This window comes from Enterococcus sp. AZ128 (assembly GCF_051714485.1).
In the GTDB taxonomy this organism is placed as follows: Bacteria; Bacillota; Bacilli; order Lactobacillales; family Enterococcaceae; genus Enterococcus_A.
On record NZ_JBIORZ010000001.1, the window covers coordinates 26,234 to 50,376 of the forward strand.

Genomic DNA, 24,143 nt, shown 5'->3' on the forward strand with positions numbered 1-24,143 from the left:
ACCTTTTTTATAGGACTTATTTTTTCTTTTTCCACTCTTCGATCCGCTGATATTGCTGCCCGAGTGCTTGTTCGTATTTACCAGTGGATTTTGGTTCATAATAACGAGCATTTTTGATTTTATCAGGCAAGTATTGCTGATCGACCCAAGCGCCTTCGAAACTGTGAGGATATTGATAGCCTACCCCGCGATTAAGCTCTTTCGCGCCTTTATAGTGGCTGTCGCGTAAATGATCGGGCACCTCTCCGGCATTTCCCATTCGAATATCTGTGATTGCCGCATCTAAGGCTACGTAGGCCGAATTCGATTTAGGCGAAAGACAAAGATCTACGACGGCATCTGCTAAAGGAATCCGTGCTTCGGGGAATCCCAATTTTTCTGCCGCTTGTACTGCTTGAACTGTTCGAGCGGCCGCTGCGGGATTAGCCAAACCGATATCCTCATACCCCATCACCATTAAACGGCGACAGATGATCGGCAAATCACCTGCTTCGACTAATCGTCCTAAATAATGCAGAGCCGCATTGACATCACTGCCGCGAACTGATTTTTGAAACGCAGAAATGACATCGTAATGCGCATCGCCATCTTTATCATGGGTCAAGGCTTTACGTTGTACGCATTCTTCAATGATCGAAAGCGTCAGATGGATGGTTCCTTCATCATTTTTGGGTGTAGATTTTGTTGCTAGCTCTAAACCATTCAAGGCACTTCTCAAGTCACCATTGGTCGCACGGGCTAAATGAGTTAACGCTTCTTCATCTAACGCAACAGAATATTCTCCAAGGCCGCGTTCCTTGTCTTCCAAAGCCGATTGGACGGCAGTGATGATATCCCCTTCATCTAGCGGTTTTACTTCAAAGATTTGCGTCCGGCTGCGAATAGCGGGATTGATAGTGATGTATGGATTTTCTGTCGTTGCCCCAATCATGATAATTCTGCCGCTTTCTAAATGCGGCAAAAGAAAATCTTGCTTGGTTTTATCTAAACGATGGACTTCATCTAGTAATAGAATGACTGTTCCACTCATTTTGGCTTCTTCAGCAACAATCTGCAAATCTTTTTTGGTATCTGTGGCCGCGTTCAACATGCGAAACGCATAATTGGTTGAGCCGGCAATGGCACTGGCGATACTGGTTTTCCCTGTGCCTGGCGGTCCGTATAAAATCATGGAAGAAAGCATTCTGGCATCCACCATGCGTCGAATGATTTTTCCGGGTCCAACTAACTGCTGCTGCCCAACGACTTCATCTAAGTTACGGGGGCGCATGCGAAAAGCTAAAGGCTGTTGCATAAGAAACCTCCTTGATCAAAAATCAGAATATATGTTCTTATTATAGCATTTTCTAGCTTTTTACGTTAGGAAAATTCCTTATTGAAAAGGAGCTGACACTTTATAGATTGAGAGAAAGATAAGAGAGTCAGCAGAAGGGATAATCAATGAATAAACATTTTTTGTTAGAGAATCGATCCGAATGAAAAGCTTATTTAGGTTTGCTGAGATTTGATTGCTGGACGTGGTAAGCGTCCTAATTATTGTGTATCATGTAGAAGGTGATAAAAATGAAGCAATTAATCGATTTTTTTAATACTGAGACGACTGAAAATGTGGCGCAGTATTTATTAGGGATGTATCTAGAGCATGAGACATCAGCGGGAAAACTAGGTGGATACATTGTTGATTGTGAAGCCTATTTAGGTCCGGATGATGAAGCTGCCCATAGTTATGGAATGCGTAATACGCCGCGTGTACGTGCGATGTACGAAAAGCCGGGAACAATCTATTTATATACGATGCATACACATTTAATTTTGAATATGATCACACAGCCAGAGGGAACGCCACAAGGTGTAATGATCCGCGGCATCGAACCTGCAGAAGGAATCGATCAAATGGTTTTGAATCGTCATGGCAGAAAAAATGCGGATATTTCTAATGGCCCAGGAAAACTTGTAGAGGCTTTAGGAATTACGCGTAATTTATATGGAGACTCGATTTTTTCTAGTTCACTGCATTTAGTGCCAGAAAAACGCCGGACGCCCCGAAAAATCGCTGTCTTGCCGCGTATTGGAATTCCTAATAAAGGCATTTGGACTGAACGACCCTTACGTTATGTTGTTCAGGGGAATCCATACATAACAAATCAACGCAAAGCATTAATAGAAGAAAACAATGGATGGAGGAAATAAAAAATGGCAAAAGAAACCATGATTACTTATTTAGATAGTTACTTAAACAAAAAAATTCCTGATTATGAGTTAGCATTGGAGTGGGATACGCGTGACCACAGTTTTGAAATCGCCTTTCGCATTTACGGGGAAAATAAAAAGAAGATTGAAATTGATGATGTGGATGGCGTAGCGTCGGAAGAAGAGATCATTGAATTTGAAGACGGGATTCTACTATTTGATCCTGAAAAATCTGTCTATAGCCCTGAGGACTTTTTAGCAGTGATTCCTTATGAAGGCAAAAAAGGGATGAAGAAAAATGAGTTGACCGCTGTTGTGGATTATTTGAAAGATGTGTTAGATGAAGGGCAAAGCGATCTATTGGATTTCTTGGCGGATGATAGTCCAGAAGGAATTTTTGAAATGAAATGGGACGACGCTGTATTCAAGGCATCGATCAAACCGACTGACAGCAGCTACCTGCCATGCCCAAGTTATTAGCTGTTTGTAGTTGAAAGGTGTTAGCAAAACAAAATATCTACGTTTTTTTCGGCGATACTGATAAGCAAATGGGAATAATTAAGGGATAAAAACGGAATACATGGCTATGAACTAGGAGGGGCGAAGACTATGAAATGGAATGAAGTCAAGGTAACAACGGAAAGTGAAGCAGTTGAAGCTGTCTCGAATATTTTAATGGAGGCTGGCGCATCAGGTGTAGCGATTGAAGATGCGTTGGATTTTGAAAATTATCAAGAGGATCAATACGGCGAACTCTTAGACAAAGAAACATTTTCAAGTTTGAAGGAAGGCGCTATTGTAATGGCGTACTTTCCGGAAACGATTTTCTTGCCGGAGATTTTACCATTTATCAAAACGAAGATCGAAAAATTGCCAGAGTTCGGATTGAAGATTGGTAAAAATATCGTGGAAGTTAGTGAAGTAGAAGAAAGCGACTGGGCAACAGCCTGGAAAAAATATTATCACCCTGTTCGTGTGACGCGCTATTTAACGATCGTTCCTAGCTGGGAAACCTACGAGGCGCAGCATGAAGATGAGAAGATCATTACACTAGATCCTGGCATGGCCTTCGGAACAGGGACACACCCAACAACGAACTTGACCTTGCAAGCATTGGAAACTGTTTTACGCGGCGGCGAAACAGTCTTGGATGTTGGTACCGGTTCAGGTGTATTGAGTATCGCCAGCTCGTTATATGGAGCAAAGGACATTTATGCCTATGATTTGGATGAGGTGGCTGTTCGTTCTGCACAAGAGAATGTTGATTTGAATGCCAATACTGAAAATATCCATGTGTCAGCCAATGATTTATTGGTTGGTGTGGAGGAAGAAGCAGATGTGATCGTCGCCAATATTTTAGCGGATATCATCGTTTTGATGATTGAAGATGCATGGCGTTTATTGAAACCCGATGGCACATTGATTGTTTCGGGAATCATTGAGGATAAAAAGGATATGGTGTTGGAGGAAATGTACACTCAAGGTTTTGAGATAGATCGAATCTTCCAACAAAAAGACTGGTTCGCGATTATTTTGAAGAAACCAGAGGAAGAGTAAGATGCAGCGCTATTTTATTGATCAAGCATATCAGTCAACAGTCGAAATCAGCGGTGAACCGCATCATCATATGTCACGGGTGATGCGGATGTCCGCGGATGATCAGGTTTTTCTAGTTTTCAATGATCAAACAGCGATTAAAGCGAAAATCATTGCGATCGATAATGAGAAGGTGACATTGGAAGAACTCGAGAAAGAAAGCTTGCAGCGAGAATTACCGATCGAAATTACGGTCGCCAGCGGTTTTCCAAAAGGTGAGAAACTTGAATTGATCGTACAAAAAGGGACGGAGCTGGGGGCACATGATTTCATTGCTTTTCCTGGTGAAAGCTCCGTCGCAAAATGGGATGCCAAAAAGCAAAAGAAGAAGCAGCAGCGTTTGAATAAAATTGCGCAAGAAGCAGCGGAACAATCGCATCGTCAAGCATTGCCCGTTGTCAATTTTGCCTCAGAGAAAGAATTGATCGCTCGTTTTACTGATTATGATGCGGTCTTGATCGCTTATGAAGAATCGGCCAAGCAAGGCGAACAGGCGCAGTTGGTCCAAACCTTTCAGCAATTGAAGGCTGGACAAAAGCTTTTGGTCGTTTTTGGACCAGAGGGCGGGTTAACGCCAAAAGAAATCGGGCTTTTTCAAGCAGCAGGAGCGAAACTCTGCGGGTTGGGTCCTCGGATTTTGCGAACAGAAACGGCTCCGTTCTATCTTTTGAGTGCGGCAAGCTTTTATTATGAACTCTTGCATTGATTTGATTGAAAAAGCTTACTATAGTTTGTATAATGAGAGCAATCATTTTCAAAAAGGGTTGGGACAAAAGCGTGAAGCTTCAAGAACTAAACGGAAATTTCTGAAAACATTTCTCAATTTCTCGTGAGCTTTCGACTTCGTTTTCGAAGCAGCTTTTGGGGCACCAATAAACAAAGGGGGAACGTCACATGGCAAAAGAAGTTGAATTAACCGGTCCTGACGTCATCAGGATGGTTAGTACGTACATGGGAAAAGAGCACGTGGCGTTTGTACAAAAGGCTTACGACTTTGCTTATGAAGCACATAAGCCCCAGATTCGTAAATCAGGAGAGCCGTATATCATTCATCCGATTCAAGTGGCAGGGATTTTAGCGGACTTACATATGGATCCTCATACTGTTGCGACCGGTTTTTTACACGATGTTGTGGAAGATACGCCAGTAACGTTGGACGATTTAAAAGTTGAATTTGGTGAAGACGTCGCATCACTAGTCGACGGTGTAACTAAATTAGGGAAGATCAAATATAAGTCTCATGAAGAACAGTTAGCGGAAAATCACCGAAAAATGTTGTTAGCGATGGCACAAGACTTGCGCGTCATCATGGTCAAGTTGGCTGACCGTTTGCATAATATGCGGACATTGAAATATTTGCGTGATGACAAACAACGCCGGATCGCCCGGGAAACGTTAGAGATTTATGCCCCATTGGCTGACCGCTTAGGGATGAGCCGGATCAAGTGGGAGTTAGAAGATACGGCGCTGCGTTATTTGAATCCAAAACAATATTATCGTATCGTTCATCTGATGCGCAGCAAACGCGATGAACGGGAAGGCTTTGTTGAAGAATCAGTTAATGAGATCAAAGAAGCGACCAAGGAACTGGGGATCGAGGCCGATATTTATGGACGTCCCAAACATATTTATTCAATCTATCGCAAGATGCGCGATCAAAAGAAACAATTTGATGAAATCTATGATTTGTTGGCGATTCGCGTAATCGTGGATTCAATCAAGGATTGCTATGCTGTGCTGGGTGCGATTCATACGAAATGGAAACCAATGCCTGGGCGTTTCAAGGATTATATCGCGATGCCTAAGACCAATATGTATCAGTCTCTGCATACGACGATCATCGGGCCAAGCGGCAATCCAGTGGAAGTTCAGATCCGTACACATGAGATGCACCAAATCGCTGAGTTCGGGGTTGCGGCTCACTGGGCCTATAAAGAAGGTAAAACTGAAAAACAAGATGCTAATCAGGACAATAAACAACTTGATTGGTTCCGCGAAATCATTGAATTACAGGATGAAAGCTATGATGCTTCCGAATTTATGGAAAGTGTCAAAGGCGACATCTTTAGTGATAAGGTTTACGTGTTTACACCAAAAGGCGACGTTACTGAGTTGCCAAAAGGTTCAGGTCCGCTGGATTTTGCTTATAGTATCCATACTGATATTGGAAATAAAACCACTGGTGCCAAAGTAAACGGCAAGATGGTGCAGCTGGATTATAAGCTGAAGAATGGCGACATTATCGAGATCATGACTTCGGCTAATTCATTTGGCCCAAGTCGCGATTGGTTGAATCTAGTAAAAACCAGCAAGGCGAAAAATAAAATTAAACGCTTCTTTAAAACACAAGATCGCGAAGAAAATGTCTCGAAAGGCCATGATGCGGTCATTAAATGCATCAATGATCTAGGGTTTGTGCCGAAGGAAATGCTGACGAAGGACAAACTTTCTGATGTCTTAGACAAGTTCAATTTCCACAGCGAAGAAGACTTATATGCTGCTATCGGTTTTGGTGAAATGAGTGCATTGACGTTTGCCAATCGTCTGACGGAAAAAGAACGTCGTGAACAAATGAAGCAAAAACAACGGGATGCTGTTGATGAAATGGTCAGCAACCCGAAGGAACCTGAAAAAATCAAGGTTCGCCATGAAGGCGGGATCGTTATTCAGGGGATCGATAACCTATTGATTCGGATCAGTCATTGTTGTAATCCGGTTCCCGGGGACAGCATTGTCGGCTATATTACGAAGGGCCGGGGAATCTCGATCCATCGTGCAGATTGTCCAAATATCACGAAACAAAAGGATATCCAAGAACGTTTGATTGAAGTGGAGTGGGAAGATACAACCAACTCCGTTCAAGATTATAATGCTGATTTGGAAATCTATGGGTTCAATCGTGATGGTTTGTTGAATGATGTATTGAATATCGTTAGCGGTATGACCAAAAAACTTGTTAGTGTCGAAGCGAAACCAACCAAAGATCGTTTGGCGGTCATCAACTTGACCTTCAAGATCCAGAACTTGAACCATCTTTATTCGATCGTCGATAAGATCAAAACTGTCCCTGATGTTTATAGCGTGAAGCGGACGAAAGGGTAGGCCCCGTTCAATTTAGACGTTTCACAAGGGTAGCGGGACAAATTTTCAATAGTTTTCAGGAGGTTTTTATGCGAGCAGTTATTCAACGAGTGAGCAAAGCGAGTGTCACGATTGATGAAAAAATCATTGGTGAAATCGATCGCGGATTTATGATTCTTTTAGGTATTCATGAAGAAGATACCCAAGCAGATGCAGATTATTTGATTCGGAAGATTCCTCTCCTACGTGTGTTTGAAGATGAAGAGGGTAAAATGAACCAGTCCCTGCAAGATGTTGGAGGTAGTGTTTTAAGTGTTTCGCAATTTACCTTATATGCGGATACTAAAAAAGGCAATCGACCAAGCTTTGTGAAGGCAGCACGGCCTGAAACAGCGATTCCTTTATATGAGTATTTTAACGAAGGATTACGCCAAGCTGGTTTAACAGTTGCAACTGGCGAATTCGGCGGCGACATGGATGTAGCACTGGTCAATGATGGCCCTGTCACAATCCTTTTCGATACAAGAGATAAATAACCGATGGAAGTACAAAAGTTAACCAGCTTTTGTACTTTTTTTGTCAGTTTAACTTTTCGCAGTTTATTACTTTTTGAGATCAACCAAGCATTCAGACTGAAACTAAGTACATGAAGTATAGTTGAATGATATGCAAACGAAAATAAGCACATTTTTCAAATGAGTTAGCTGCGAGTCCAGCTTTTTGCAGTATATAAAGCTTGAGCTGAATCTCATTTGTTGAACTTAATATAGAAGCATCGAGTTTAGCGGAATCGTATGCGTACGAAGCTAAGCTCATTTTTCCTGATTTTGGAAAAATGAATTTCCTTTTTATTTGAGCTAGCTCTACCTTTTATTCACTAAATAAGCGATAATTGAACAAAATAGATTGAAAAACACGAACATGAAGGAGTCGAATAGATGGAAACACGGATCGAACAGGATTCAATGGGGCCGATTGAAGTGCCGAAAGAGGCTTGGTGGGGGGCACAAACCGAACGAAGCCGTCAGAATTTTAAAATTGGCGGCGAAAAAATGCCGCCGGAGTTGCTGCATGCCTTAGTCTTGGTCAAGAAGACGGCATCGATCGCCAATCAAAGAACAGGAAAGCTGGCCGCAGAAAAAGCCATGGCTATTCAAAACGCGGCTGATTTGCTGCTAAAGGGTGAGAACTGGGCTGAATTTCCATTGGTAGTTTGGCAAACAGGCAGCGGTACTCAGAGCAATATGAATGCCAATGAAGTGATCGCTAATTTGGCAAGTCAAAAAGATTTAGCCGTCCATCCTAACGATGATGTGAATATGTCCCAAAGTTCTAATGATGTTTTTCCAACTGCTTTGCACATTGCGGGGACTTTTACGATCGAGAAAAACGTCTTACCGGCGATCCATGAGATGATCGGTGTTTTGGAAGACTTGGAAGAACAGAACAAACATGTGATAAAAATCGGGCGTACGCATTTGCAGGATGCGACGCCAGTGACCTTTGCCCAAGAAGTCAGCGGGTGGCGTTCAGCATTGGAGCATAATGAAACAATGCTGATCAATAGTTTGGCGGAATTACGTCAGTTAGCCATCGGTGGAACTGCGGTAGGGACGGGATTAAATGCCTCGAAAGCGTATGAAGATGCTTTTGTTGAAGCATTAAGAGAAGAAACGGGGATTCATTTTATCAGCGAAGCCAATAAATTCCACGCATTAGCCAATCGTGATGCGGTCGTTTTTGTCAGCGGCGCGTTAAAAGCGTTAGCGGCTAATTGTATGAAAATGGCGAACGATATCCGTTGGCTGGCTAGTGGCCCGCGCAGTGGCTTAGGAGAAATCACGTTGCCTGCGAATGAACCGGGGAGTTCGATCATGCCTGGAAAAGTTAATCCGACGCAATGTGAAGCTCTGGCGATGGTTGCTGTTCAAGTGATGGGAAATGACACAGCGATTGGCGTTGCAGCCTCACAAGGGAATTTTGAGTTAAATGTTTATTTGCCGCTGATCGCCTTTGATTTACTGCAAAGTGTTCGTTTGTTAACAGACGCTCTACATTCCTTCAGTGACAACTGCTTGAAGGGGTTAGTTGTAAACGAAGCACGAATGGCCGAATTACTGGAGCAATCCTTGATGTTGGTAACGGCATTAAACACACACATTGGATATGATAAGGGTGCTGAAATCGCAAAAAAAGCCTTTAATGAAGGGACAACGCTGAAAGAGGCGTCACTCGCCTTAGGCTATGTGACCGAAGAAGAATATGAAGCCTGGGTTCGACCGGAAAAAATGATTGGAGAAAATTACGATGACTATCTATGATGAAGCATTAGCAGCACATAAGAAATGGCACGGAAAAATCGAAGTGACCAGCAGAGCAAAAGTGCAAAATAAAAAGGATCTTTCCTTAGCCTATACGCCAGGTGTTGCAGAGCCTTGTCGTAAAATTGCTGAGGATAAAAACAAGGCCTATGACTATACTTGGAAAGGCAATAGTGTTGCTGTTGTTACGGATGGTACAGCAGTCTTAGGTCTAGGCGATATTGGACCGGAAGCGGCGTTGCCTGTGATGGAAGGAAAAGCATTACTATTCAAAGAATTCGCTGACATTGATGCAGTACCTATCTGCCTTGATACAAAGGACCCGCAGGAAATTATCCGAATCGTTAAGGCCATGGCACCGACTTTCGGCGGGATCAATCTGGAGGATATTAGTGCTCCGCGTTGTGTGGAGATTGAGCGTGCCTTGATCGAAGCGTTGGATATTCCCGTCTTTCATGACGATCAGCATGGAACAGCGGTTGTCGTGACAGCTGCTTTGATCAACGCGTTGAAGTTGGTTAAAAAGGAACCCCAGGATTTAAAAATCGTGATCTCAGGAACTGGAGCAGCGGGCAGCGCGATTATTCATATGTTGGTTGATCTTGGTGTGAAAAACATCGTTGCCTTTAATAAGGATGGCGCATTAAATGAGCAAATGACGAACGCGACATTTGTTGAAAAAGAAATTTTAGAATTGATCACGCCAAAAGATTTTTCAGGAACGATGGCAGAAGCTTTTGCAGGGGCGGATGTGTTTATTGGTGTTTCCGCACCTAATTTAGTGACTAAAGAAATGGTTGCTTCGATGAATGAGGGCAATATCGTTTTTCCGATGGCCAATCCTGAGCCGGAGATTACTTATGCCGAAGCGATTGCTGGGGGAGCTTCCGTTGTGGGGACGGGCCGCTCGGATTTTCCAAATCAAATCAACAATGTATTGGCATTCCCGGGATTATTCCGCGGCGCATTTACTGCAGAAGCAAAAAAAATTACGCCTCGTATGAAATTAGCCTGTGCCCACGCGATCGCGGATTCGATTCCTTATTCTGAATTGAATTCTGACTATATCATTCCATCTGCTTTTGATGAAGATGTGGTAGACTTAATTACTCTGAAAGTAGCAGAAGCTGCCAGAAAAGATGGCGTAACACGATAATCAACTAAAGGAGCTTTCATGATGAGTAGAATATTTAAAATGAGCTTTGCTTCGATTTATCCTATGTATATTCAGAAAGTCGAGAAAAAAGGACGAAACCAAGAAGAGCTTGATCAGGTTATTTGTTGGCTGACAGGTTACGATGAGGAAGGTCTGCAAAAACAAATCGACGCTGGTGTCGATTTGGAAACTTTTTTTGCTGAAGTTCCCCAATTAAACGAAAATGTTTCCTTGATTAAAGGTGTAATCTGCGGGTACCGTGTAGAAGATATCGAAGATCCATTGATGCAAAAAATTCGCTATATGGATAAATTAGTGGATGAATTAGCCAAAGGAAAAAAGATGGAAAAAATCTTGCGGAAATAATTTGGATCAGCTCCTATTCACGAATAAACGGCGACTCATAAGTAGCATCTGCAGAAATAAGCCGAAAATTCACAAAAATTTGAGAAACACCCAGTAGGTAACATTCAACATCAGTTCCTACGTCACTGTGTTTCTTGGTAATTTTCGGAATTGCCTTCTTATTTCTTGACGCTGAACACTTATGAGTCGGCTTCATTTTTTGATAGCAAAATGACCACACTATCGATTATGCTAGTGTGGTTGTTCTGCTTTTTAGGATTAATGGTGTTGTAAAGGGTTCGAAGGTTTTCCACAACAAATAACCCTTCATGCTTAGGAAATTTTTTTACAAAATGACGCCCTCAGGTCCGCGGAAATAGCCTATTTCCGTTTATTTTTCCGCTTATTCTTTGCATTCTTTTTTCTAGACGCTTTCTTCCCTTCGGGTATCTGCCTCAACAATCCTTCTCGGCGCTCCCGCTCCAGTTGCCCCGCGCTTTTTGGCTTTTTATATTCTTTAAAACTGGGATTTCCGGTTGTGGAAAGAGCCATTGGTCTTGGTTCAGAGGCCTTTTTAGTTGTTGCTTTTGGAGCTTCTTTTACTTCTTCTTTTATTGCAGAAACAGTGCCTTCGCTGATTGGTTCGGCTGCTTGTGGTGTTACAACGGAACTTTCAGTACACTCCTTTTCCTTTGGGGCTTCAGATTTAAGCGCATTCATTCGTGTATCGGTCAGAATCATCCCTTCTGGTAATAACAATTTCACTAATTTCAGCTTTTCATCTTCCGTCATCGTACCGAAGTCAACGCCGGATACCGCTTCCGTTATTGGTTGAACTGGTTTGCGTGGTTCGGTCTCCTCCACGATCTCGCCTTTTTTGACTTTAGGATGGCGGGTGCAGTTTTGGATATCAGAGTTTTCTAGTTTAACAAAGCGGCGAATGCCGTCCTTCTCAAAGATCGTTAAGGAACTCAGCAGCTCTAAAACCGCGTCGATTTTCATTCCTGACGAATGAAGATCCGCATCCCGCAAGCTCCAGGTGTGAATTTTCCCTACCGCATCCTCAAAGGTCGACATGAGTTTATATTGCTGGCCATCGGTTTCTTCTACCGGCGTTGTTTCAGTGAATAAATACTTCTTGCAGTCACTCAATCGATTATTGAAGCGGTGATATTCGTTTTTATTCTTATATAAACGACGAAAAACCTGTTCCCATTCTTTTCCACCTTGAAAAGAATCACGGAACAAGGGGCAAAGTTTGCGCAGCACATCTGACGGCTCTGCAAAAAAGAAGATTTCCTTCACCAACTCATTGCAAAAATCAGAGAAATCACTGATGCATAACGAGTGCCGGATCAGCACTGCCACAATATATTGGATAACAGAATCCGCATCTGGCGAATCTGCGTATACCTTTGAAATTCGACGTTCTAGATTTTCTTTTCCCATAGTAAATAGAGTGATTTGTGACACCGGTTTTGTTGGCATAAGTGTTCTCTCCTTTTAATTTATGAATTCTTATCTTCCTTCGATTGTTACCTTAGCTTCTTTATTATATAACAATGATAGCGTTCCAAATTGGTCAAGCTTTTTAATTTTTTTAAAGGATTTGAATATATGGATGTATATTGTTATGGTTCAATGGTATATGGGACTCAATTGTTTACGGATGTAATTAAATAGATTTGAGATATCAAAATTAATGAAAATAATCCAGAATATGAGAAGGCACATTTTGAACAGCTCTCATTCTGGATTATTTTTTTGCTGCCTTCAATTTTGCATATAACAGCTTCTTTATTAGAAAAGACTCGTAAAATCAAAAGGATTTTATCTACGTCGTTAATTTCATAAAAATAAGTTTCTTTCTTTGTTCAATTTACAGCGACAGTCTTTTTTACCATTAAGTGCAAAAAATAAATGGCTGTTTGTGGTATACTACGTAGGAATCTATTTTTAAAGGAGGAGCCTCATGGCAGAGAAAGAAACATTTTATATTACTACGCCGATCTATTATCCAAGTGGCAAACTGCACATTGGGAATTCTTATACAACGATTGCCTGTGATGCGATTGCTCGCTACAAACGCATGATGGGCTTTGATGTGTTCTATTTGACGGGGGTCGATGAACACGGACAAAAAATTGAAAAGAAAGCGGATGAACTTGGCGTAAATCCACAGGAGTATGTGGATAAGATGGCGACGGATATCAAGAAGTTATGGAAGACGTTGGACATCAGTTATGACAAATTTATTCGGACGACAGATGAAGATCATCAAGCGGCGGTCAAAAAAATCTTTGATCAGTTATTGGAACAAGGGGATATTTATCTAGGAGAATACGAAGGCTGGTATTCAGTTTCTGATGAAGAATACTTCACTGAAACGCAATTAGATGAAGTCTACCGCGATGAAGAAGGCAACGTGATCGGCGGAAAAGCGCCAAGTGGTCACGAAGTCGAATTGGTTCGTGAAGAATCTTATTTCTTCCGGATGAGTAAATATGCGGATCGTTTGTTGGAATACTACGAAGAACATCCAGAGTTTATCCAACCGGAATCTCGTAAAAATGAAATGATCAATAACTTCATCAAACCAGGTTTGGAAGATTTGGCAGTTTCACGGACGACCTTTAAGTGGGGAATCCCAGTAAACGCAAATCCTGAACACGTGGTTTATGTATGGATTGATGCTCTATCAAACTATATTACTGCATTAGGTTATGATTCTGATGATGATAGCCTGTTTAAGAAATATTGGCCCGCAGATGTTCAAATGGTCGGAAAAGAAATCGTTCGTTTCCATACGATTTATTGGCCAATCATGTTGATGGCGCTGGAATTGCCTTTACCTAAGAAAATCTACGGTCACGGTTGGTTGATGATGAAAGACGGCAAAATGTCTAAATCAAAAGGAAACGTCGTGTATCCTGAAATGCTGGTAGAACGTTATGGGCTAGATGCTGTGCGTTACTACCTATTAAGAGCGATCCCATTTGGTTCAGACGGTGTGTTTACTCCAGAAGATTTCGTTGCTCGAGTAAACTATGACTTAGCGAATGACTTAGGGAACCTATTAAACCGTACAGTTGCCATGATCAATAAATATTGTGAGGGTGCCGTACCGGCTTATAAATCATTGGTTACCGATTTCGATAGCGAATTGTCAACGACAGCGGCGAATGTTGTGAGTCGCTACCGCGAATCAATGGATAAAATGGAGTTCAACAATGCATTAGCAGAAGTTTGGACGTTGGTTTCGCGAGCAAATAAATACATTGATGAAACAGAGCCTTGGGTCCTAGCAAAAGATGAAGAACGTCAAGCAGAACTAGACAGCGTAATGGTTCATTTAGCGGAAAGTTTGCGGATTGTTGCGATTCTCTTGCAGCCGATCATGACACAAACACCAAAACGTATTTTTGAACAATTAGGTTTGAATGCGGACATGATGAACTTGGAGACGATCCATTTCGGCGAGTTCCCAGAAAATACGAAGGTGACACCGAAAGGCAAACCTATCTTCCCTCGTTTAGACATGGAGGAAGAAACGGCTTATATCAAAGAAAAAATGTCTGAAGGCAGTCAGCCGGAAGAAGAGAAAATCAAATGGAATCCGGAAGAAACAGAACTCGTTTCAGTGAAGGATAAAGAAATCAAATTTGATGTTTTTGATAAAGTCGAACTAAAAGTTGCGGAAGTAATGGCATGTAAAAAAGTCGAAGGCGCTGACAAATTATTGCAATTCCGTTTAGACGCAGGAGATAAACAAGATCGCCAAATTCTATCTGGAATCGCAGAATTTTATGCAGATCCGGAAAGTTTAGTTGGTAAGAAGTTAATTATTGTTGCCAACTTGAAGCCACGTAAAATGCGCGGCGAGATCAGTCAAGGAATGATCCTTTCGGCTGAAGCTCCAGACGGCACATTGAAGGTCGTCGAAGCACCTAATGATATGCCAAACGGCGCGATTGTTGGATAAAAATGATCGTAAAAGGTCGAAACTCTCGAGAGTTTCGACCTTTTTTTAACGATTGATTTTACGTAAGAATCGTTTGATAAAGAAAGTGATCCAGAGCAGGCTTGTTAGGATTCCCATGAACAAAGTAAACTCAATGGAGGTTTCTTGGGTTATTCTTCCTAACCAAAAAGTAGGAAGAATACTCATGCACCAACCCCAGCTATCGGAAATAAACCATGGAATAAAGAGGCCCACCATCGTAATCCCAGTAAGCTTTGAAAGCGCCAATCCTTCTACGCGATTCGCTGCAAATGCGACGATCATCAAAGCAATTGCGATGCTGAATAAGGTAGCGATTAAAGAAAATAAAAAAATTGTAGAAAAAGAAAGCGTCGATAAAGCAAAAAGTTTTCCTGTGACAACACTGCAAAAAAATCCCCAAAGCGCAGGGATTCCAATTCTGGCCATGAGATAGTGCAGACGGCCAGCAGGTGTAATCTGGTAATAACTGCTGATCCCCTCATCGCTTTCCTCCAAAAGTAAAAACGCACTGGACATCGTCAGCAAAGTGGGTGCCAATAGCATCATCAAGCCATCGGTCAACGCATAATAATGAGTGATCGAAAAAGAGAAATGCTGCGTCAGAAGCTGATTCGTTATTGGCAGCAAGCAGCGAAAAGCGATCCCAACAAAAAAAGGAGCCGGAATTAAAACCAGCATAATGACATCGCGCAAGATCACACGAAAGCCGATCAAAAACACTTTAAAGGTCGAACGCATGTCTATTCCTCCTTGAAGGCTTGATTTTATGAGCGATCCGACGAATCGTCCAGAGGAATAGAAGGGCTGTCCATAAAAGCAGCCCCAAGCTGAGTAAGAGAACAGGTTCAGAATCTTTTCTCAGTGTACCTCTGATTAATTGAAAGACCAGTGTACCCGGAATAATGGTCTTAAAGGGGAAATCTATTCCCAAAACTGACAGAATTCCAGGAGTTAAAAGGATCAATGCGGGTGGAACACTAATCATCAAGTAGCTATTGACTGTTTTTGCGAAGGTAGCCAAAAGCAGTCCGATCAAAGTAAAAAAGCAGGAGGAAAGAAAAACGATTCCAGTTAGAGTAAAGAGATTCACCCAAGGCATTGTGAGTCCAGTAATGACTAATGAAGAACAGGTGGAGACGATTCCCAAAGAAACGATTTTTCCTAATACATATTCAGCATTTTTCAAAGGCGAGATCGCTGCGTAACTGTGCAGCTCTTCTTCTTTTTCCAGCAGCCAAATGCCTCCAATAAAGAAATAACCTAGAACAGCAGGATCACTAAGGATGATTAATGTTCCAGCTATACTTTTGATGACTGGATCATTGATCTGACAAAGGATCAGAATATAAAAAATCGTTAGAAGAAGATAAATAGAATAAAATCCATACCTTATCTGATAGCGCATATCATTTTTTATCACCCGTAATACTCTCATCTTAGCCGCCTTCCTGTTATCGCGATAAAAACATCCTCTAAGGTCTGCTCCCTGGAATGGATTCGAGTGATTCTTTCAGCTTTCGACATCGATTGAAAATGGGTGTTCAAATAGAGAGCATTTACTGGAACACTTCGCTCTTCCTCCCTGTTCTCTTGATTGAGAAATGTATATACGACGTTTCTTTCTTGTAAGGTATGGCGAAAGGCCGCAGGAGTATCCAATGCTTGGATCTCTCCATCGACGATAAAAGCGACACGATCACAAAGTTCTTCTGCGTCATGCATATTATGCGTCGTGAGAATAATAGTTTTTCCTGCCTCTTTAAGTTCTTTGACTATATCCTTAAGTATCCGAGCATTTGCTGGATCTAATCCACTAGTTGGTTCATCTAGAAAAAGCAGATCAGGTTCATGCAGCAAACAGCGAATAAAACCCAAGCGTGTCTTCATCCCTTTGGAAAAACGAGCGACGGGTTTATGAGCGGCATCATGTAAGTTCATTCGTTTCAAAAGCGGGAGCGGGTCTAAAATATCTTGCACATATAAAGATGAAAAATAGGCCAAATTTTCTAAAGCAGTGAATTTGCTATAAAAATTCGGAAACTCAAAATCGACCCCGATTTTATTATAATAGTCCTCCGATAAATGGTTAAGTGAGTAATCCATGACGGAGACATTTCCAAGATAGTCAGACAAGGTACCAGTCAATATTTTTTGCAAGGTGCTTTTACCTGCACCGGAGGGACCTAAAAAGCCGAATATTTCTCCCTTTCGAACATTGAAGTTAATATTTTTCAACGTATCTTCGTCATTCTTTGGATAGCGATAAAAAAGCTTCTCAACCGTGATCATTATTATTCCTCCACTAATTGATTTACTAAACCGTTTATCATGACGGACACTACTTGTGTGCGTAATGTCTCGGTTTCTTCTTCCAATAGAACGATTACACCATAGAGTGCTTGGAAAGATTTCGTAACAACCTCAATTGGCTCAGTGAAGCGCACGCCGTAATTTATAAAGAGATCCAAAGCTTCTGCGTCTTCTCCCGAGTGAGCCTCAACGACTTCAGGCGGCAGTTTGCGAAATAGCACAGCCATTGTTTCGCTGTCTGTTTTTTGAATTAAAGGATAATGCGACATCAATTCGAACATAAAGACCATCGTCTTTTTTACCAGAACTCTTGGTTTTAACGTGCGATGTTCTAACAAAAAATTATCCATTTGCTTCCACATATCTTTTTGACAATTGACTAACAGGGTAAAATAAAGCTCTTCTTTACTAGGGAAAAAAGCATAAAAGGAACCTTTAGCAATCAATGAGGCTTTAGCAATTTCTTCAATGGTTACCTTTTTTAAGCCATACTCACAAAAAAGCTCCTCTGCAACGTCAAGCAATCGTGCGGCAATCGTTTGCCGCTCTTGTTCACTAAATTTTGGCATATTATCCTCCGATTTATGTGACTGGAAATTTTATATAGTCATATAAATATATGTGATTCCTCTTCATTTGTCAATCTTCGCTGTGACTTTGATTTCTCTGAACAAGGGATTTTAGGCAGATTCACTGTTTATTTCTCCAAGATTGATTCTGGGTCGCGGGATTATTTTAGACCGATAAAATTATTAAATAATTGAAAAGAATTGGATAATGCTTCATTTGGGTATTTCTAATTGCCAAAAAAGTATGCTATAGTATTATCAATACGAAAAATATTTTTATGCGACAACTTTAACTCATTTTGATGAAATTTAATCAAACTGGCGTAACTATAGGGTTACAAGGATGTATTAGAAGGATTTGGGAATACATCGTTTAAACGAGAAATAGTTAATTTTTAGTAATAGTCAACACCCTCAACTTTAGAATAACAAATATTGATTAGTTAGATAGCCTGCTCTTAATTGAGCGGGCTATCGTTCATTTTAGGGACCTTAGAATCGTGTTACTTAGTAACGTGATTCTAAGGTCTTTTTTTGACCAAATTAATAAAGATTTTGAAAAAAAATGGGAAAAGGTTTTTCACCGTTATAGCAAAGTAAAAATTAAAAAAAGACTGTCATACAGGCAAAAATCGACTTCAAATCGTCATGGAAAATCAATTTGGTAAGTTTTTTTTTAGGATAGTGACTTTGGATGTTAAAAATTAGCTTCTTCATAACAGTGATAAAAAAAAATCTAACGAATGAATGGGGAAATAGGCTTGTTAAATTACAAGTAAAGCTTTTTTTTGGCAGGGACTTAACATTTTTAGGCTAGTTTGATGAATAAAAAGTTTGTTGTTAGGATTTAATTAAGGTGAATTTTATTATATTCCAGTGATTTCAAGTAATTATAATTGAATTTTGATGACTTATTATAGTTCCGAATTCTTTGGAGGAGGAGATGAGAAATATGCGTAAGGCAAGTTGGATGACAAGTGTGATGGTAGTAATTGGCTTATTGATTAGTTTGGTTCCGATAAATGCAGGCAGTCGAGCCGAGAACATGGACACTCAAAGCGAAATCAAGGTGACGGATGCGGTCGTTTTTAATTCGAAGGGAGAACCTAACACACCGAATCATCTGGTCAACGAGCAGGATTTCGTATCCATTGAACTTATGTGGCAAATGAGCAGTCCGGACCTGATTGAAGAGGGCGACACCCGACAACTAATACTGCCAGCAGAGCTGACTTACAGTGAACAAAGCGGCACTTTGCCAGATGGGATGGGCAGCTTTCAAGTAAGCGATGGTGTGGTTCAATTTATATTCGCTCAAAATTATCAGCTGACGGCTGATGAAAGGGTTCCGGACTATCACTCTGTTGAGCACTACCAAGGCAGCCTAACACTGCAAGCACAAGTACCTAAAACAGGTGTCTCAGAAGTGGCACTTGATTTTGGCAATCAAGTAGTGAAATCACTGTTTGTTGAAACAGCAGTTGAAAATGATTTTGAGAATGATCGGCGTCAAACTGAAGGAAGAAATTTAAATGAATTGAAGGTTTGGGTAATCCGCGGTATGCAGGTTTTGGACGAGGATGGCAATCCTTTTTCAAATGAGGAACCACCCACTCGAGACGATAATATTCAAATCGATTTTAATTGGATGTTGGACAATGAGGTAGAGATTCAAGCTGGTGACTACTACACCTATAAGCTGCAGGACTATTTTGCGGTGCATCAGACGATAAAGAATCAGCCATTAGAAAATACTGTGCCAGGCGGTGAATCCCTCGGAACGTTTGACCTAAGTCTTGATGGATTGTTAACCATCAGATTTAATGACAAGGCAGCCGCAGTAAGTAATCGTGAGGGAACAGTCCATCTTTTTACACAATTGGATGTGGATCAATCCAGGAATGAAATCATTACCGAAGAGCAGATTGATGAGGATGGAAATACAAGTGGTGAAGTAAAGGTTGATATTGCTAAGGCTGATATCACCAAAACCGGTTCCATTGGCGATGATCATGTTGTCACCTGGGAAGTTATTATCAATGCGAATAGTCGAAAGCTGTCGAATGTCAAAGTTACAGACACGTTACAAGCTTACCTTGAATTTTCAAGCACAAAATGTGAAGTTCCCGATGGGCAGGGGGGCTGGAAAGAGGCGGAGTCTGGGTTTTACCAGTGCTTGCAGTTTAGACCAGAAGGAGCTAGACCTTATTTTGAATTAACGTTTCCTAATTTAGATCGAGAGAATGAAAAATTAACGCATCCGGTAAAATTCATCATTCGTTCGAAAATCACGGATGCCGTCAGCGTGAATGACTATCAAAATACAGCCGCGATTGAAGGGAAAAACTTCATAGCCAACAGTGCGCTAGCGACTGTCTCATTGGTCGATATCCCCAGCTATAAATTCCTGATTGATTCTCAGTTTGAAAAGGGAATCTTGGATTGGCGAATCAAGGCGACGATCAATAACGCTGGCGGGACGATCGTGGATCAGATGTATAAAAATGATAGTTGGCCGCAAGGAGCGCTGCATTATTTAGATCAATCAACATTAAAGATCACGAATGCTCGAGGGGAGCCGCTTGATCCAGAAGATTGGGACTTTATTAAAGCAGAAGAGGTAACGAAAAAGGACAATGATGGAAAGGAACAGATCATACGATTCGGGATCGAATTTGCGAAAGCGGGGACTTATTATCTCAGCTACCAAACGAATGCATTTGAACTGCCGTTGCCGACCAACGAAGAAATTCCCAATTATTTATGGGTCGAAGGGAAGCGATATGATGGCAGCAGCGGGGTCGGGGATGATGATCTGTTAGGGGTGATCAAATACCACGCCGGAACAGATTACATGAACCGAGAAATAACTTGGTGGACCTCAATCAATAAGAATAAAGTTGTGATGAAAAATGCCGTGATCGAAGATAAATACAGCAGAGTTGATGGCGGTAATAAAAGTGCTTTGCGATTGAATGAGGGGACGCTTCATATATATCCTTTGAAAAAGAATCCCGTAGACGATAATGACATTGATGAGGCTCGTGAATTAAAAAAAGGAGAAGATTTCGAATTAGTATCTAAAGGGGAAAACTATCGAGAGGGTTTCGTGGTTAAACTGATCGGAGCGTATGCGGAAACGAGTGAAACGCTGCAAATGCGCTACAATACCCACTTTATGATGGAAGAACAAAGCGAAAATTCGCGAGGCAGAAGCAACTATTTCATGAATTCCGCAATCGTTACGTATTGGAAAGAAAATGGAGAAGAAGGATACGATTCGGATGAAGCTGAGATGTGGCTCGACATCCAAATGAGTCAAAATGGCTGGAAATATGGGGCATTTGTAGGGGTGAAAGAGGAATATAAAAATCAGGTCAGTCCTTTTGCAGGAGAAAAACCAGCGGAAGATTCGGTTTATTGGACCGTTCCGATAAATTCATGGGGATTGAAATTAAAGGCTGGAACGATCATTCATGAGGATATCCATGAAGGGCAAACGAATCCAGAGGTCGAGATACACAAAGTAACCCATGGTCGACCCGAATATGGGTTAACAGGATTCGGCCCCAAACTTGAGGAGCATGTTGATTATGAGCGTATTCCAAATGAAGATGGTTCTGAAGGCTTTGATATCAAGCTTTTGAAAGATATTGATGAACCTTTTGCACTTTTTATTAAAGTGAAGGCGGATGAGGATGTCTTTAAGTATAAAAATAAAGCGTCTATGGAATTCGAAGGTGAAAAACTTGAAATCGAAGCATTTGTAGAAAAAAGCTATAAAGGAAATTGGCTGACCAAGAACGGCAGTCAAGAAATGAATGACAGCGAGGCTATGCTGCAGGCAAATTATGAAATCGTGCTGAATAAGGACAGTCGAACCATCAATAAACCGATCATTACCGATACAGTAACCATTAATGAACAAACCTTCCAACAAGAAAATGGGAAAGTAAAAGTAGAAGCATATAAAGCAGTCAAGCAAAATGGGCAATACGTAAAAAGCGAACCCGTTGATTTGACTAAGGATGGGCGTTCGGCGACGCTTACGAATGATCTTGAGAAGGGGACGCAAACATTAACGATTTCTTTAGGCGAATCTATATCAGAGCCTTATATCATCGAGTACCATACTAACATTGATCCAGCGATCAAAAACGGGACGCAAATAGCCAATTGTGCCACCCTTTTTGGCGGGGAGCAGCAAATCAGCGAAACGATCAAGAAGGTAGAAGTCAAGTCTACTCAAGGATCAGGAACTTCTAGTGGAGTAGACGGCGCATTAAAAATCAGAAAAGTGGATGACGAAAATGAATTGATCGATGGCATCGCTGAATTTGCGATTTTCCGTGTAGATAAAGATGGAGAGCTGCACGATTTTCTGCCGAACATCAAAGTCAAAAAGGATCGGATCGTTCAAATCGGAGATGGCGCACCAATCGATCTTGAAAAAATCGCGAACCTTCGTTATGGCACCTATGCGATACAGGAAACAAAGTCGCCGGATGGGTATGAGCTGGATGACACTGTCCATACATTTACGATCGATGATAGGACACCGAATCACGAATACCTCCATGAACATAAGAACAAGCGAAGCAAGCCCTTTGAACTATCGATCTTGAAGCAAAGTGCGATTGGTGAGCGCAGTCTGAAGGGCGGCAAATTTTCATTAACTGAGACTGGCAGTGAACAGCTTTTGGCGAAAGCAGAGACAGGTGAAGATGGTGTCGGAAAGTTTGTCGATGATAGCGGTAACGTGTATCTGCTTCAGTTAGGAAAAAACTACACAGTCAAAGAAACAAAAGCGCCAGATGGTTTCGTTAAATTGAAGGGAGAATTTACGATTTCAATCTCTGAACGAGGAAAGGTCACTGTGACATATGACGGCGATGACCTTGATGAGCAGGATGTCCGCGTCACCAAGGGCGAAGGGGAGCAGAATTCTCAAATCCAGTTCACTGCCAGAAACAATCCACGGACACCTTTGCCGAAAACAGGCGGAGCTGGCGGGGCGTTACTGATTACCTTAGGCCTGATCGGCTTGCTGATTGGTCTGTGGTATCACTTTCCAATGAAGAGAAAGGAGGGTTTGTCATGAAAAAGTTCATTAGATCACTCATGATGCTCGCGATTCTCTTTTCTGGCTTTTTGGGAATGGGCGGGCAGGCCGATGCAGCAGAGACAGACACGATGGCATTTACCTTGCACAAGCTTGTATTTCCAGAAAACGGGATGCCTGAGGCCAGTCAGAATGAGGGGGACGAACGCCTGAAGGATTACGACGGGCTGAATGGTGTGACATTTGACGTGTACGATGTGACCGCCGATTTTTATCGCTTATTGGCTGAATCAGAAGAAAAAGACGCGAAGAAAGTTCAATCAGAGCTGCAAAATATGGATGTTTCTGATCGGACGTTTCTCGCACAACAAGTTACAGCGACAATAGGCGGCAAAGATGGGGTCGCGGAATTTCATTTGCCAAAGCTTTCTGGAGGCGAGGATGCGGTCTATCTTTTTCGCGAGAGTGCCGCACCAAGCGACGTTAAGAGTAAAGCAGTCGATATGGTCGTAGCCTTACCTATAATCGACCCAGTTGGCGAACTCCTTGAAGGGCCGATCCATCTGTATCCCAAGAATGAGATCGTTCACCCGCCCTTTGAAAAAAAGATTCTTGGTCAACAACCAAGTTATCAGCTGGGGGAGCCAATCATGTATGAATTGACGACGAAGCTGCCATCTAGTCTATCGATGTACACCAAGTTTTTGATTTCAGATCAAGCCGATGAAAGTTTGCTGCTGGATGCGCAATCGATCGTAGTCAAAACAGCTGATGAAAACTATGACGGTTACCAATTAGCGACTTCAGATCATGGGTTTACATTAAACTTTGATCTGGCAAAACTAAAGGCCCATATCGGAAAAAAGATAACGATAAGCTACACGATGACCTTAAAAGATCCGAGCAAAGTTGATCAGGACATCATCAACCAAGCGGAGCTGGAAACCGATTTTGATACGATCGTCCGGGAAAGAAAGGTCAAAACGGGCGGGAAGAAGTTCATTAAGGTCGATGCGATAGAGAAAGATCACGTCTTATCAGATGCTGTGTTTATTGTTAAAAACGCGAAAGGGGAGTATTTGCTGGAAGGCGAAAAAGAGTATCAGTGGACCAAAAAGAAAGAGGAGGCAAGTCTACTTAAGCGAACATCGAATGAGGATGGCTTCTTTGAAATCAAGGGGTTGCGTTACGGCAACTATTCATTAGAAGAAATAAAAGCTCCAGACGGCTATCTTGTAAGTAAAAAGGAAATTCCTTTTGAGGTTTCTGAGAGCAGCTATACGTTTTCTAAGGGCATTCTGCAAGTAGTCAATCAAAAGGAGACGCCGCCGAGCAAACAAACAGAGAAACCTAGTCCGACAGAAACAAAGAAACTTGCTACAGGGCCGCTTGCTCAATACCCGAAAATGAATGATACGCGAAATCTGTTGTTTATCTTGATCGGCGGAAGCCTAGTCGTAGGAGTCATTGTGCTAGCGTTTAAGCGGAAAACTAGAAGGAGTGAATAATC

At 41.7% G+C, this 24,143-nt stretch carries 18 protein-coding genes; 12 read left to right on the forward strand and 6 right to left on the reverse strand.

Going from position 1 to position 24,143, the window contains the following annotated elements:
* Positions 1-16: 16 nt before the first annotated feature.
* A complete protein-coding gene (locus tag IGI38_RS00145) occupies positions 17-1,294 on the reverse strand; it encodes a replication-associated recombination protein A (RefSeq protein ID WP_438725466.1) in 1,278 nt (425 codons plus the stop codon).
* Between the two features lie 269 nt (positions 1,295-1,563).
* Here IGI38_RS00145 and IGI38_RS00150 point away from each other — a divergent pair, with 269 nt between their 5' ends.
* The 9 genes from IGI38_RS00150 to IGI38_RS00190 all read left to right on the forward strand — a co-directional run bounded on the left by IGI38_RS00150 (position 1,564) and on the right by IGI38_RS00190 (position 10,710).
* Entirely contained in the window at positions 1,564-2,190 is a 627-nt protein-coding gene (locus IGI38_RS00150; RefSeq protein WP_438725467.1) for a DNA-3-methyladenine glycosylase, read from the forward strand.
* Positions 2,191-2,193: 3 nt separating this feature from the next.
* Positions 2,194-2,670, forward strand: coding sequence for a DUF3013 family protein (locus IGI38_RS00155; RefSeq protein ID WP_438725468.1), 477 nt, complete (start codon positions 2,194-2,196; stop codon positions 2,668-2,670).
* A gap of 129 nt (positions 2,671-2,799) precedes the next feature.
* Positions 2,800-3,747, forward strand: coding sequence for a 50S ribosomal protein L11 methyltransferase (gene prmA / locus IGI38_RS00160; RefSeq protein WP_438725469.1), 948 nt, complete (start codon positions 2,800-2,802; stop codon positions 3,745-3,747).
* Between the two features lies 1 nt (position 3,748).
* Entirely contained in the window at positions 3,749-4,492 is a 744-nt protein-coding gene (locus IGI38_RS00165) for a 16S rRNA (uracil(1498)-N(3))-methyltransferase (protein ID WP_438725470.1), read from the forward strand.
* Positions 4,493-4,680: 188 nt separating this feature from the next.
* The gene (locus IGI38_RS00170; RefSeq protein ID WP_438725471.1) at positions 4,681-6,888 is read left to right on the forward strand and encodes a RelA/SpoT family protein; all 2,208 of its coding nucleotides are present in this window, start codon (positions 4,681-4,683) and stop codon (positions 6,886-6,888) included.
* Between the two features lie 68 nt (positions 6,889-6,956).
* Positions 6,957-7,403 (forward strand): D-aminoacyl-tRNA deacylase, encoded by a 447-nt coding sequence (dtd, locus tag IGI38_RS00175; RefSeq protein WP_438725472.1) that lies wholly within the window; start codon positions 6,957-6,959, stop codon positions 7,401-7,403.
* 402 nt (positions 7,404-7,805) lie between these two features.
* Positions 7,806-9,188 carry a class II fumarate hydratase gene (gene fumC, locus IGI38_RS00180; protein ID WP_438725473.1) on the forward strand — a complete coding sequence of 461 codons (1,383 nt, stop codon included), beginning with the start codon at positions 7,806-7,808 and terminating at the stop codon, positions 9,186-9,188.
* Positions 9,175-10,344 (forward strand): NAD(P)-dependent malic enzyme, encoded by a 1,170-nt coding sequence (locus IGI38_RS00185; protein WP_438725474.1) that lies wholly within the window; start codon positions 9,175-9,177, stop codon positions 10,342-10,344. The genes fumC and IGI38_RS00185 overlap by 14 nt, the downstream gene beginning before the upstream one ends.
* A 21-nt stretch (positions 10,345-10,365) precedes the next feature.
* Positions 10,366-10,710 carry a DUF2200 domain-containing protein gene (locus IGI38_RS00190; protein ID WP_438725475.1) on the forward strand — a complete coding sequence of 115 codons (345 nt, stop codon included), beginning with the start codon at positions 10,366-10,368 and terminating at the stop codon, positions 10,708-10,710.
* A gap of 360 nt (positions 10,711-11,070) precedes the next feature.
* On the opposite strand, the gene IGI38_RS00195 is transcribed toward IGI38_RS00190, so the two are convergent.
* Positions 11,071-12,177 carry a glycosyltransferase family 1 protein gene (locus tag IGI38_RS00195; RefSeq protein ID WP_438725476.1) on the reverse strand — a complete coding sequence of 369 codons (1,107 nt, stop codon included), beginning with the start codon at positions 12,175-12,177 and terminating at the stop codon, positions 11,071-11,073.
* A 484-nt stretch (positions 12,178-12,661) separates the two neighbouring features.
* Between IGI38_RS00195 and metG the strand changes: the two genes are divergently transcribed.
* The gene (gene metG, locus IGI38_RS00200; protein WP_438725477.1) at positions 12,662-14,671 is read left to right on the forward strand and encodes a methionine--tRNA ligase; all 2,010 of its coding nucleotides are present in this window, start codon (positions 12,662-12,664) and stop codon (positions 14,669-14,671) included.
* Positions 14,672-14,716: 45 nt separating this feature from the next.
* On the opposite strand, the gene IGI38_RS00205 is transcribed toward metG, so the two are convergent.
* The 4 genes from IGI38_RS00205 to IGI38_RS00220 are packed head-to-tail and all read right to left on the reverse strand — an operon-like array spanning position 14,717 to position 17,571.
* Positions 14,717-15,430 carry a hypothetical protein gene (locus tag IGI38_RS00205; protein ID WP_438725478.1) on the reverse strand — a complete coding sequence of 238 codons (714 nt, stop codon included), beginning with the start codon at positions 15,428-15,430 and terminating at the stop codon, positions 14,717-14,719.
* The gene (locus IGI38_RS00210) at positions 15,414-16,127 is read right to left on the reverse strand and encodes a hypothetical protein (protein WP_438725479.1); all 714 of its coding nucleotides are present in this window, start codon (positions 16,125-16,127) and stop codon (positions 15,414-15,416) included. The genes IGI38_RS00205 and IGI38_RS00210 overlap by 17 nt, the downstream gene beginning before the upstream one ends.
* Entirely contained in the window at positions 16,124-16,981 is an 858-nt protein-coding gene (locus tag IGI38_RS00215) for an ABC transporter ATP-binding protein (RefSeq protein ID WP_438725480.1), read from the reverse strand. The genes IGI38_RS00210 and IGI38_RS00215 overlap by 4 nt, the downstream gene beginning before the upstream one ends.
* Before the next feature lie 2 nt (positions 16,982-16,983).
* The gene (locus IGI38_RS00220; RefSeq protein ID WP_438725481.1) at positions 16,984-17,571 is read right to left on the reverse strand and encodes a TetR/AcrR family transcriptional regulator; all 588 of its coding nucleotides are present in this window, start codon (positions 17,569-17,571) and stop codon (positions 16,984-16,986) included.
* Positions 17,572-18,523: 952 nt separating this feature from the next.
* Here IGI38_RS00220 and IGI38_RS00225 point away from each other — a divergent pair.
* Together IGI38_RS00225 and IGI38_RS00230 are read left to right on the forward strand one after the other, a co-directional pair.
* Entirely contained in the window at positions 18,524-22,672 is a 4,149-nt protein-coding gene (locus tag IGI38_RS00225; protein ID WP_438725482.1) for a SpaA isopeptide-forming pilin-related protein, read from the forward strand.
* Complete coding sequence (locus IGI38_RS00230; RefSeq protein WP_438725483.1) at positions 22,669-24,141, forward strand: SpaH/EbpB family LPXTG-anchored major pilin; 1,473 nt, start codon at positions 22,669-22,671, stop codon at positions 24,139-24,141. The genes IGI38_RS00225 and IGI38_RS00230 overlap by 4 nt, the downstream gene beginning before the upstream one ends.
* Positions 24,142-24,143: the final 2 nt, after the last annotated feature.